11 protein-coding genes are annotated in these 12,720 nt (G+C 35.9%); 2 read left to right on the top strand and 9 right to left on the bottom strand.

The genetic code is table 11. The annotated features are described in order from the left end of the window. Positions 1 to 70: 70 nt before the first annotated feature. The 9 genes from EZ428_RS03810 to EZ428_RS03770 form a co-directional block, all read right to left on the bottom strand. Positions 71 to 1,138 (bottom strand): M20 family metallo-hydrolase, encoded by a 1,068-nt coding sequence (locus EZ428_RS03810; RefSeq protein ID WP_131551776.1) that lies wholly within the window; start codon positions 1,136 to 1,138, stop codon positions 71 to 73. A gap of 69 nt (positions 1,139 to 1,207) precedes the next feature. Further along, a complete protein-coding gene (gene proC / locus EZ428_RS03805; protein WP_131551775.1) occupies positions 1,208 to 2,020 on the bottom strand; it encodes a pyrroline-5-carboxylate reductase in 813 nt (270 codons plus the stop codon). Between the two features lie 213 nt (positions 2,021 to 2,233). Next, positions 2,234 to 3,022, bottom strand: a complete 789-nt coding sequence (gene argB, locus EZ428_RS03800) for an acetylglutamate kinase (RefSeq protein ID WP_131551774.1) — start codon at positions 3,020 to 3,022, stop codon at positions 2,234 to 2,236. Between the two features lie 84 nt (positions 3,023 to 3,106). Then, the gene (locus tag EZ428_RS03795) at positions 3,107 to 4,084 is read right to left on the bottom strand and encodes a Rossmann-fold NAD(P)-binding domain-containing protein (protein WP_131551773.1); all 978 of its coding nucleotides are present in this window, start codon (positions 4,082 to 4,084) and stop codon (positions 3,107 to 3,109) included. A 39-nt stretch (positions 4,085 to 4,123) separates the two neighbouring features. Continuing rightward, positions 4,124 to 5,254, bottom strand: coding sequence for an aspartate aminotransferase family protein (locus tag EZ428_RS03790; RefSeq protein WP_131551772.1), 1,131 nt, complete (start codon positions 5,252 to 5,254; stop codon positions 4,124 to 4,126). A gap of 77 nt (positions 5,255 to 5,331) precedes the next feature. Continuing rightward, positions 5,332 to 6,336, bottom strand: a complete 1,005-nt coding sequence (gene argC / locus EZ428_RS03785; protein ID WP_131551771.1) for an N-acetyl-gamma-glutamyl-phosphate reductase — start codon at positions 6,334 to 6,336, stop codon at positions 5,332 to 5,334. Further along, a complete protein-coding gene (locus EZ428_RS03780; RefSeq protein WP_131551770.1) occupies positions 6,314 to 6,664 on the bottom strand; it encodes a cupin domain-containing protein in 351 nt (116 codons plus the stop codon). The genes argC and EZ428_RS03780 overlap by 23 nt, the downstream gene beginning before the upstream one ends. 110 nt (positions 6,665 to 6,774) lie before the next feature. After that, entirely contained in the window at positions 6,775 to 7,974 is a 1,200-nt protein-coding gene (locus tag EZ428_RS03775) for an argininosuccinate synthase (protein WP_131551769.1), read from the bottom strand. A gap of 5 nt (positions 7,975 to 7,979) precedes the next feature. Next, a complete protein-coding gene (locus tag EZ428_RS03770) occupies positions 7,980 to 8,675 on the bottom strand; it encodes a GNAT family N-acetyltransferase (protein ID WP_131551768.1) in 696 nt (231 codons plus the stop codon). Positions 8,676 to 9,140: 465 nt separating this feature from the next. On the opposite strand from EZ428_RS03770, the gene EZ428_RS03765 reads away from it, so the two are divergent. Beyond that, the gene (locus EZ428_RS03765; RefSeq protein WP_131551767.1) at positions 9,141 to 9,860 is read left to right on the top strand and encodes a DUF4397 domain-containing protein; all 720 of its coding nucleotides are present in this window, start codon (positions 9,141 to 9,143) and stop codon (positions 9,858 to 9,860) included. Positions 9,861 to 10,295: 435 nt separating this feature from the next. Further along, positions 10,296 to 12,716: a TonB-dependent receptor gene (locus EZ428_RS03760; RefSeq protein ID WP_131551766.1), complete on the top strand. Its 2,421-nt coding sequence runs from the start codon at positions 10,296 to 10,298 to the stop codon at positions 12,714 to 12,716. Positions 12,717 to 12,720 lie beyond the last annotated feature (4 nt).

Here is a 12,720-nt window from a genome sequence, read left to right as displayed (position 1 = left end):
TACGAAGAATCTATTACGCTAAATTTCCGTAATAGATTCCTCGTTCTTCGGAATGACAATTTTTTTTATTCTATTTACCGTTAATAACTGGCTTTAGCATATTTACGTAACCTGCCACACCTTCTGCAACTTCGCGAACATATAAAAATTCATCAGCCATATGCGAGCGGCCAGAAAAACCTGGACCACATTTTACTGATGGAATATCTAATAAAGCTTGGTCTGATGTAGTTGGAGAACCATAAGTAGTTTTGCCTAAATTTACACCAGCTACTACCACCGGATGATTTTTATCAATTGACGATGGTTTTAAGCGAATAGAACGAGGCGTAACATCACAATCTACATTTGCTCTGATAATCTCCAAAACCTCTTCATTGGTGTAAGAATCTGTTACACGAACATCAACAGTAAAAGTACAATTTGCAGGAACCACATTATGTTGTGAACCAGCGTTAATAATCGTAACCGTCATTTTTAACGGACCAAAAACTTCAGAAACTTTTGGGAATTGATAGTTTCTAAACCACTCAATATCTTTTAGTGCTTTATAAATTGAATTTTCTCCTTCTTCCCTTGCCGCGTGACCAGCTTTTCCGTGGGATGTACAATCCAAAACCAACAAACCACGCTCGGCAATAGCCAAATTCATTTCGGTTGGCTCGCCAACAATCCCGAATTCTAATTCGCCTAAATCTGGCAAAACTAATTCCAATCCGTTATTGCCTGAAATCTCTTCTTCCGCCGTTGCGGCTAAACAAATGTTATATTTTAAATCTTCTTGAGGATAGAAATAAAGGAAAGTCCCAATCAATGAAACCAAACAACCGCCCGCATCATTACTACCCAAACCGAACAGTTTATCGCCTTCAATGGCAGCATCATAAGGATCGCGAGTGTAACCAGAATTTGGCTTAACGGTATCGTGGTGAGAGTTTAAAAGCAATGTAGGTTTTGTAGCATCAAAATGTTGGTTATATGCCCAAACATTATTCATCTTACGATAGGTTTTTACACCTCGTTCTTCTAAAAACTGTGCAATTAAATTCGCCGTTCTATCTTCTTCCTTACTAAAAGATTGGATGCGAATTAATTGTCGCAATAAATCCAAACTTTCTTTTTGTATATTTTCTAACATCGTATTGAGTAATGCGTATTGAGTATTGGGTTAGGGTTTTCACCTTCAACCTTCCTACCTTCAACCTTTTTAACCTTCTTTTGTGTACAAATTCCCTGCCTTTAAAGCCGAAAGTTTAATGCCTTTAATTAGTGATGAACTAAAACCATTATGTTCCATTTCGTTTAAGCCAGCAATGGTACAACCTTTTGGCGAAGTTACTTTATCTATTTCTGATTCTGGATGTGTTCCATGTAATAAAAGTAAATCTGCAGCACCCTTTGCCGTCTGAACAGCCATTTTTAAAGCTTCATCTGCGTGAAAACCAATTTCAACTCCACCTTGTGAAGCTGCTCTGATTGCCCTTAAAAAGAAAGCAATACCACAAGCACAAAGCGCAGTTGCCGAAGTCATTAAATCTTCGTTTATTTTAACAACCGAACCAACTGTTTCAAACATTTTCGTAACGTCAGCTAAATTCTCTGCAGAAGCATTATCACTTGCAATACAAGTCATAGATTGACCAATTGCAATTGCTGTATTTGGCATTGCTCTAATTACTTCCACATCATTACCCAACTTATCTTTTACCGCAGCACAACTTACGCCTGAAATTACAGAAATTATCAAATGCTTACTGGGATTAATAGCCGATGATATTTCATCTAAAACAGTATTTAATTGTTGTGGTAAAACCGCTAAAATTACAACATCAGCATTTGCAACGGTTGTTTTATTATCATTGCTGATATTAAATCCTGCGACTTCAAAGGGTTTAAGGTGATCTAAACTTCTACGTGTTAAAGTAATTTGAGCAGCCGATGTATAGTCAGCTTTTACTAATCCTTTCGCTAAAGAAATACCGATATTTCCAGAACCTATAATTGCTATTTTTTTTTTCATTTGATTACACAGATTAATGTGATTTCACCGATTTAATATTTATTAGAAAAGCAGGCTCTGTACAACTATTAATGTTAATCCTGCTATCCGCTTTACTTCGTTGCACTTCGTGTTCGCTACTATCAGGTTTAGTTTGCAAGGGCAGTGGTTAAATTGGTTTCTTTTCCTGCAAATAGTAAAGACCTTCAACCTTCCGCCTTTTAACCTTCTACCTTATTTCAGCATTTTTGTTCCAAAGCTCCCACTTTCCAATTCGCCTAACTCATCAGCTTTGCCAATGTAAACAGCAGCAACTCCTTTATTAATTGCTTCAAAGGCATTATGCAATTTAGGTATCATTCCACCTGCAACTGTACCATCAGCTTTTAAGCCTTCAAATTCACTCGATTTAATTTCTCGGACCACTGTCGCATCATCATTTACATCTTTCAGCACACCTTTTTTCTCGAAGCAATATACCAATCGTGTTTTATATAATGACGACATGGCGACCGCAACAGCTGACGCGATTGTATCTGCATTTGTATTTAGCAACTGTGTATCACCATCATGCGTAATTGCGCACAAAACTGGCGTTAAACCTGCTTTCAATAAGCTATCTAACGTAGTTGAAGAAATAGAATTTTCATCTAAATCACCAACGAAACCATAATCTATTTCTTTTACAGGGCGTTTTTTAGCTTTAATGATATTTCCATCTGCACCAGTTAAACCAATTGCATTATTACCTTTTGCTTGCAATTGTGCCACCATGTTTTTATTGATTAATCCGGCGTAAACCATTGTTACAATGCGCAAAGTTTCGATATCAGTAATCCGCCTTCCATCAACCATTTTAGCTTCAATGCCTAAACTCTCTCCAAGTTCAGTGGCAATTTTTCCACCTCCGTGAACTAAAATTTTATCTCCCGGTAAAGCAGTAAAGTCTAACAAGAATTGATGTAAATTCTGAGAATTGTCAATTACGTTCCCGCCTATTTTTATGATGGTTAGTTGTTTCATATATGGGTTATGGGTTGCGGGTTATGGGTTACGAGTTTAGGCGCACTGACCTGTAACCCGCAACTCACAACCCGTAACATACTATTATAATTCTTCCAACATTGCTTTTAACACTGCTTGTGCCGACCAAAGTCTGTTACCAGCTTCGTGAATAACTAGTGAATTTGGTCCATCTAAAATTTCAGAAGACAATTCTAAATCGCGGCGAACAGGCAAACAATGCATCACTTTAGCATCATTTGTAAATTTCAATTTATCGTTATTCATCATCCAGCCGTCTGGATAAGTTAAAACCTTACCATATTCTTTGTAACTGCTCCAATTTTTAACATACACATAATCAGCACCTGCTAAAGCCTCTTCTAAATTATATTCAATTTTAGCTCCAGGCGTAAAGTCTTCAGCAAGTTCATAACCTTCTGGTTGTGCAATGGTAAAATCTATCATTCCTTCTGCTTGTGCTTTACACATCCACTCGGCAAATGAATTCGGCACCGCTTGTGGTAACGCTTTTACGTGTGGCGCCCAAGCCAAAACAACTTTTGGTTTAGCATTAGCTCCAACTCTTAGTGGGTTCCAAGTTTCGTGGATGGTAATGATATCTGCAAAACTTTGCAAAGGGTGGCGAGTTGCACTTTCTAAACTAACAACTGGTACAGCACAATATTTAACAAATTTGTTGAAGAAATCTTCACTGTAATCCTCTTCTCGATTATTCAATTTTGGAAAAGAGCGTAAGCCTAAAATATCGCAATATTGACCCATTACAGCAGCTGCTTCACGAATGTGTTCAACAGTTGAGCCGTTCATTACCACGCCATCTTGAGTCTCTAATGCCCAGCCTTCTTTGTCCAAGTTCATTACCATAACGTTCATACCCAAATTTAAAGCAGCCTTTTGAGTGCTTAAACGAGTACGCAAGCTAGGGTTCATAAAAACTAGTCCTAAGGTTTTGTTTTTACCCAAATCTTGATGCGCATAAGGGTTTGCCTTCAATGCAAGTGCATCCTTTACAAATTGTTTGATGCTCGGAACATCGTGTACGGAAGTGAAAAGTTTCATACTCCAGACCCCTAAAAGGGCTTTAAATTATAAATAATATTATTTAACTAGTTTGCTGAATGCCACCAAAAATTCATCTGCGTGAGCTTTGGTTAAGTTTAAAGCGGGTAATAAACGGATTACATTTGGCTTAGCTTCTCCAGTAAAAATGAAATGTTTAAACAACAAATCCTTTTTAACGTGAGCTAGTTCTTCTGGCAATTCGATGCCAATCATTAAACCGCGACCTCTAACTTCTTTTACCTGTTCGAATTTATTCAATTCTTCAATTAAATAATTTCCAATTTCTTCGGCATTTTTCATCAAGTTATCTTTTTCCATAACTTCTAAAACAGCCAAAGCCGCAGCACAAGCTAAATGGTTCCCTCCGAAAGTTGTTCCTAATTCACCGTGCCAAGGTTTAAATTTTGGAGCAATTGAAATTCCTGCAACAGGAAACCCATTACCCATTCCTTTAGCCATTGTATAAACATCTGCTTCTACGCCAGCGTAATCGTGTGAATAGAATAAACCTGTTCTACCATAACCGCATTGAACAGAATCTGCAATGTAAACTGCATTATATTCATCACAAAGTGAACGGATTTTTTGCAAAAAACTTTTTGAAGCTTCTTTAATGCCGCCAACACCTTGAATGCCTTCAATAATTACAGCGCAAATTTCATCGCCCTGCGCTTTAAAAGTTTCTTCTAAAGCAACTTCGTTATTGTGAGGTAAAAAGACTACGTTTTCAGTTTGGTTAACTGGCGCAACAATTTTCGGATTATCAGTAACGGCTACAGCCAATGAAGTACGTCCGTGGAATGAACCAGAAAAAGCAATTACCTTTTTTCTTCCATTGTAAAACGATGCCAATTTTAAAGCATTTTCATTTGCTTCGGCACCAGAATTACATAAGAATAACTGGAAATCTTTTTTGCCAGAAACTTCGCCTAATTTCTCTGCCAATTGAACCTGCAACGGAATTTTAACTGAATTAGAATAAAATCCAACTTTGTTTAATTGGTCGGTTAAACGAGTTACATAATGTGGGTTAGTATGACCAATAGCTATCACAGCGTGACCGCCATATAAATCTAAATATTTTTGTTCGTTAGCATCCCAAACATTACTGCCTGATGCTTTTGTAATTTCTATATCGTTAAGTGGGTATACGTCGAATAAATTCATTTTCTTAGAGTTTTTGTCATTCTGAGCTTGCGAAGAATCTACTTTTGAGATACTTCGTTCCTCAGTATGACAAGTAATTAAAAATAGGCCGCTTTCAACTTCAAGCCAGCCGTTTCTTCCAAGCCAAACATTAAGTTCATATTCTGAACCGCTTGTCCGCTTGCACCTTTTAAAAGATTGTCGATCGCACTGATGATAAATAATTTATTGCCGTGTTTTTCGATATGAACCAATGCTTTATTGGTATTTACAACCTGTTTTAAATCTATGTTTTTCCGACTTACGTGTGTAAATGGATGTGCAGTATAGTAATCTTCGTAAATAGTTTGAGCTTCTTCTAAAGTCAAATCACTTTCTAAATACATTGAAGCTAAAATGCCCCTAGTAAAAGCACCACGTTGTGGGATGAAATTTAAAGCTTCAGAAATTGATGGCTGAAGCTGTCCTAAACTTTCTCCAATTTCATTTAAATGTTGATGTTCAAAAGCTTTGTAAATAGAAAGATTGTTATTTCTCCAACTAAAATGTGAGGTTGTTGCTAAGCTTTGTCCAGCACCAGTTGAACCAGTGGTAGCATTGATGTGAACTTCGCTCTTAATCAATCCTTTTGCAGCTAAAGGCAATAAGCCCAACTGTATGCAAGTCGCGAAACAACCTGGATTAGCAATGTTTTTTGCTGATTTTATTTTATCTCTATTTAATTCTGGCAAACCATAAACAAATTGACGATTTTCGATTGACGAATTACGATTTAATCTAAAATCTTGTGATAAATCGATGATTTTAATGTTTTCATTAATTGGACTTGCTGCTAGAAATTTCTTTGCATCGCCGTGGCCAACACATAAAAACAGCACATCGATATCCTGAGGGATGTCGCTTGTAAATTTCAAATCGGTATCACCAATTAAATCAGTGTGTACATCAGAAATTAAATTTCCAGCGTTGCTTGTGCTATTTACGAAAGCGATTTCCACGTTTGGGTGATTAACCAAAATACGCAACATTTCACCACCAGTATAACCTGCACCGCCGATTATACCTGCTTTTATTTTTTTACTATTCACAATCTGTTCTGTCATTTTGAGTTGATGGATAGGAGAAAAGTATAAATTCTAAATCTTGATTTGTTTCATTCGAGATTTTATGTTTGTCGCCTGCCTTTATTTGCAAGCCGGTATTTGCATTGACTGTTACGGTTTCCTCCTCAATTAAAAACGTTGCCTGTCCTTTCAATATGTAGAAAAATTGCTCTGCAAAAGCGTGAAAATGTAATTTCTCAGCAGTTTGAGCTGGCATTACCTCTTGTTTAATTGCTGCATCAGCTTTGCTTACAAAATTCCATCCCTCACAATTATCACCCCATTTGTAATGGCTTAAACAATTTTCTTTTGAAAGGATTTCTATCATATTTTATTTATTGTCCTTCGACAGGCTCAGGATGACAACATTAGGGAGCTTGCTTCATCGTTCCTCCTCGCAATTATGAAGTATGTACAGCAGTTTTATTCTTTAGTCTTTTAGCTTTCGGCTTCTTCACCATTAACTTTATGCCATATCATTACTTGGTTACCGAAAATTTTAGAGAAACCTTTAACGTCATCTCCGCTCCAAGCATTATTCATTTCGCCGTAGCTACCAAATTTATTGCTCATTAAATCATGGTTAGATTCTATCCCAATAATTTGGAAACGATAAGGCAATAATTCAACAAATACCTTACCACTTACAACTTTTTGTGTATCGGCTAAAAACGCTTCAATATTCCGCATAACTGGGTCATGAAATTGACCTTCATGTAACCAGTTTCCGTAGAAAGATGACAACTGTTCTTTCCAACTTAGTTGCCATTTGGTTAAAGTATGTTTTTCTAAAGTATGGTGCGCTTTGATTATGATAATTGGGGCCGCAGCCTCAAAACCAACACGACCTTTAATACCTATAATGGTATCGCCCACATGGATATCTCTACCAATACCGAAAGGCTGAGCAATTGCTTGTAATTTTTGGATAGCTACTACAGGATGTAATTTTTCTCCATCAATTGCAACCAATTCACCTTTATCGAAAGTTAATTCAATTCTTTTAGCTTCAGTCTCTGAAACCTGAGTTGGCCATGCGCTTTCTGGTAAAGTTTCGTTAGAAGTTAAAGTTTCCTTTCCTCCAACAGATGTCCCCCATAAACCCTTATTAATAGAGTATCTAGCTTTCTCTGCGCTATATTCTACACCGTGTTTAGCTAAATATTCTATTTCAGCTTCGCGTGATAATTTTAAATCTCTAATTGGCGTGATAATCTCTACTCCAGGAATAAGGATGTTGAAAATCATGTCAAAACGAACTTGATCGTTACCAGCTCCAGTACTTCCATGAGCAACGTAATCTGCACCAATTTTCTTTACATAATTAGCAATTGCAGTAGCTTGGCTAACACGTTCTGCACTAACAGAAAGTGGGTAAGTAGCATTTTTTAATACGTTACCGAATATTAAATATTTGATGCAACCATCATAGTAGCTTTCAGTTTCATCAACCACAGCGTGAGATGCCACACCTAAAGCATAAGCACGTTTTTCAATTTCTTGCAACTCTTCATCAGAAAATCCGCCAGTATTTACAATAACTGAATGAACTTCTAAATTACGATCTTCTGCTAAATGGATGCAGCAAAATGAGGTGTCTAATCCTCCGCTAAACGCTAAGACAACTTTCTTCTTCATCAATTCTATTTATTAAATAAAAGGGTAAACAATACTAAAATGGATTTCAATCCAAACTTTGGTTTAATAACCAATCTCGATTTAATACGCATGAAACGTTCATACAATCCAGGTTTTTTCTGTAATTCTTCTGCAAAGAGCTTTGCTGCTTCGTGTTTCTTCTCTGCCGGATCATAAAGCATTGCTGTACACATACAGTTTTTGCGATCCTTCATTTTTAAAATCTCGAAATTCACACAGCTTTGACAGCCTTTCCAAAAATCTTCATCTTGCGTTAACTCAGAATAAGTAACAGGTTCGTAACCTAAATCAGAATTGATTTTCATCACGGCTAATCCAGTAGTTAAACCAAATATTTTTGCCTTGGGATATAATGATCTGGAAAGATTAAAGATTTCTTGCTTTATGGCATGAGCCAAGCCTCCTTTTCTATACTTCGGGCTAACAATTAAGCCAGAGTTAGCAACAAATTGACCGTGGCTCCAAGTTTCTATATAGCAAAAGCCAGCCCAAGAGCCATCTTTATGAAAAGCAATCACCGATTTGCCCTCTTTCATTTTGCTGGCAATATATTCTGGCGAACGTTTAGCAATGCCCGTACCTCTAGCTTTTGCAGATTCAGCCATTTCTGTTACAATCTCTTCTGCAAAAACATAATGTTCAGCGATAGCGACTTGTACTATAAATTCATTAATATTCATTCGTTTTCTAACGAAAAATTAAGGTATTCTTGTTAATTGGGTTTTTAGAGAGGATCAATTCCTCGTTGGTATTATAGTAAGATGTACTAAATACGCGGCGTATAATTTTGCCGATTGGTAGTAATGTAAAATACGGGGTGTAAGCGTTCAATAAACAAGCTTTTAGATGCAATATTCTTTGCTTCTAAAATTGAAAGTTTATGGATAATATTCTTGCTCATTATTTTGTTTGCTAATCCGTATTAAATTAGTTGAGGCGCAAAGGTTTAAATAAAAAATGAGTTACGCAATATTAATCTCATTTTTTTACATTTTTACGTTGCTTTTTAAGGAATTGTATTGAAACGTTTTTTCATTTAACAAAGTTTAACATCGTTTTGTTAAGATAAAACACAATATTTGTAATAATTAAGATATCAGTAATAAGATAAATTAACAAATATCTTATCCCTATTTAATTTGATCATGACAAAAAATTTTACTTCTATAACATCCAAGAAATCATTTCTAAATAAATTCTATTTAGCTATTGTATTATTTAGCGCAATTTCATTTAGTTCTTGTAAAAAAGATACGCCAGTAGAAACAGCATTTACTGCGGTTTCAGTGTTTAATGCCTCTCCTACGTTTTCAACCTACGATGTATATTTAAATGACTCAAAAGCAAATGCAGCAGCCTTACCATTTGGTGGAGGGTTAAATTATGCTAAAGTTAGTCCAGGTACCTATAATATTAAATTCACAACTTCTGGCAGACCAGAGAGTCTTTTAACAAAAAGTATTACATTACTTCAAAATACTTACTTTTCTTATTTCCTAATCAATAGGCCAACTGGTTTGGATGGATTATTATTAACGGATGATCTAAGTGCGACATCGAGTACAAATGCATTTGTTCGCTTCATTAACTTATCTCCTGATGCTCCAGCGCTTGATTTAGTAATTAATGCTGGTGCAACAATAACCACAAACAAGCTTTTCAAAGAAGCAAGTACCTACACATCACTTACAGCTGGAACTTTTACATTTGATATTAAAGATAAAGCAACGGGAAATGTTTTAGCATCATTACCTGGTTCTGTAATTGCTGCGGGATTTCATTACACCATTATTGCTAGAGGATTAGTTACTCCTGCAAATTCAAATGAACATCCTTTTAGCGCACAACTATTTAAGCAACAATAGATTTTTATAAAAAATTTTAAAGGGCATCATAATTATGATGCCTTTTTTTATGGCTGAAAAACTGGATTCAAAAAAATAAAATTTTTAGAGCTATTGTTAGTAATACCACTTACTGAATTTTTCAATTACCCTAATCCAACAGTTATGAAGCGTTATATAAACGGCAAAATAACGTAAGATAAACGAAGGATGAACGTAAGATGAACGAAAGATAACTAATATACAGTGCGTATAATATGCCAAAACCGATAACTTGATTTCGATTTACTATACCTTAACCACCTACTTGATCTTTTTTAAATTATTCTGAACTTAGATAAGAGCCTGCTAATCCTTTTTTGTTTTCTTATTTAGAATAATTCAAAATAATTTGGATACTTAGCTTTTTCGTTGTTAATTTGCGGCTCTTTAGAATTAATCCAAATAAGAACAACGATGAAAATACAGTTACAAAACGCGATCCTACTCTTCTTTACAATTTTTTCAATCTCCGCCTCGGCACAACAGAATGCCACCATAAAAGGAAAAATTACAACAGCCGACGGCAAGCCTGCACAATATGTTAGCATTGGCTTAAAAAATAAAAACTTAGGCACAACTACTAATGCCAACGGCGAATACACGCTACAAAGGGTTAAACCCGGAAGTTACACACTAAAAATTAGTTCTGTTGGTGTAAATGCTCAAGAAAAAGAAGTAACAGCAACTGCTGGACAGACATTGGTTTTAGATTTCATACTTACTGAAAATAGCCAGGCTTTAAACGAAGTAACAATAGCTGGAATAAAAAACAAGTATAAGGTTAGCTTACCATCTGCTTCATTAAGGTTAAATGAACCCATTTTAGAAGCTCCACAAAATATTCAGACAATTAGTGATCAAGTTATAAAAGATCAACAAATCATTAGCATGAGCGATGGTTTGATTAGAAACGTAAGTGGTGCAACAAGATTAGAGCACTGGGGAGATTTATATACCAATATTACAATGCGTGGTTCTCAAATTCAGGCCATGCGCAATGGTTTCAACTTTGTTTCTTCTTATTGGGGACCCCTAACTGAAGATATGAGCATTGTAGACCATATCGAATTTGTAAAAGGTCCGGCTGGTTTTATGCTGGGTAATGGCGATCCAAGTGGAATGTATAATGTAGTTACCAAAAAACCTTCTGGCTTTAACAAAGGTGAAGTTTCTTTTACGCTTGGCAGCTATGATCTATATAGAACAACTGTTGATTTTGATAGAAGGATAACCACAGACGGAAAACTATTATTTAGATTAAATGCTGCAATGCAAACAAAAGGCTCTTTTAGACCTTTTGAAAAAAACGACAGGTATACATTTGCGCCATCCCTGAGCTACCAAATATCAAATAACACCAAATTTACAGCAGAGTATACATTGCAAAATGCAAAAATGACTGAAGTAGGTTCTTATTATATCTTTAAACCAGACGGAGGTTATGCTTCGTTACCTAGAAATTTTACGCTTACTCAACCTGGTGTGCAACCTACCAGAATTAACGATCATAGTGTTTTCTTGAATTTACAGCACAATTTTAGCACTGATTGGAAATTAACCGCTCAAGTTGCTTATTCAAAATATTTGCAAACAGGAACAAGTTCATGGCCATCTGTAATCAATGCAAATAATACTGTAATTAGAAATGTTGGTATATGGGATGCAGAAAGCACAATGAAATTAGCGCAGTTCTTTATCAATGGTGAAGTAAAAACTGGCGGCATAAACCACAGAATTATTGCAGGTTTTGACGGTGGTAAAAAAGATTATTTAGCTGATTGGGGTCAGTCTCATGACTTAGATTTACCGTCTTCTCCGTTCGATTTAAACAATCCTAACTATGGTTTTCCTTCTAATGGTTATCCTAATTTTGATAGAGATACTCCTTTAGAGCAAAGAGCTATTGCTGCTGGTGGTTTAATGGATCAGAAATATCTTAGCGGTTATGTACAAGATGAGCTTGGATTTTTTAACAATAAAGCTCGTTTAACCTTGGCAGGAAGGTATACTTATGTTAGTCAATCTGCATGGGGCGGGCCTTCTGATAAAGCAAAACACTTTACACCTAGAATTGGCTTAAGCGTATCTATAGATAAAAACACTGCTGTATATGCTGTTTATGACGAAGCCTTTACCCCACAAAGTGGATTATTGCGTAGCGGAGGAACTCCAGATCCAATTACTGGAACTAACCACGAGATTGGTATTAAGAAAGATTGGTTTGATGGCAAATGGAATACAACACTTTCTGCTTACAGAATACTTAAACAAAATGAGCTAACTGGTGATCCAAAAAACAAAGCAGGAGAAACCTTCAGCATTGTTGTTGGAGAGAAAAGAGCTCAAGGAATTGAATTTGATCTAAGAGGAGAGATTACCGATGGCTTAAAATTAATTGCTAACTACGCTTATACGGATGGTAAAGTAACTAAAGTTGCCGAAGGTGTTACAAGTATAGTAGTTGGAGAAATAGTTCCGGGTTTTTCAAAACATACCACTAACGCTTGGTTAACTTACACCTTACAAAGTGGCGCATTAAAAGGAACTGGTATTTCTGGAGGATTTACTTACCTAGCTGGTAGAGCAACTGGGACATACGATGGCTCTAATGCTAACAAAAACTTACCTAATTATTTCAAACTTGATGGAGGTTTATTCTGGGAAAACAAAACAGTAAAAATTACTGCAAATGCCTTTAACATTTTAGATAAGTATTTATTCTCTGGCGCTTACTATACTAATTATTGGAATGCTCCTACTTATGATCAACCTGCTTATTCATGGCAAGCTGAAGCTCCAAGGAATTATCGTTTAAGCATTGCTTACAAATTTTAACATC

The sequence above is a fragment of the Pedobacter frigiditerrae genome, from assembly GCF_004331645.1.
Lineage (GTDB): Bacteria > Bacteroidota > Bacteroidia > Sphingobacteriales > Sphingobacteriaceae > Pedobacter > Pedobacter frigiditerrae.
The sequence above is the reverse complement of the archived record's forward strand: the minus strand, read 5'-3'. Positions and strand labels throughout refer to the sequence as shown.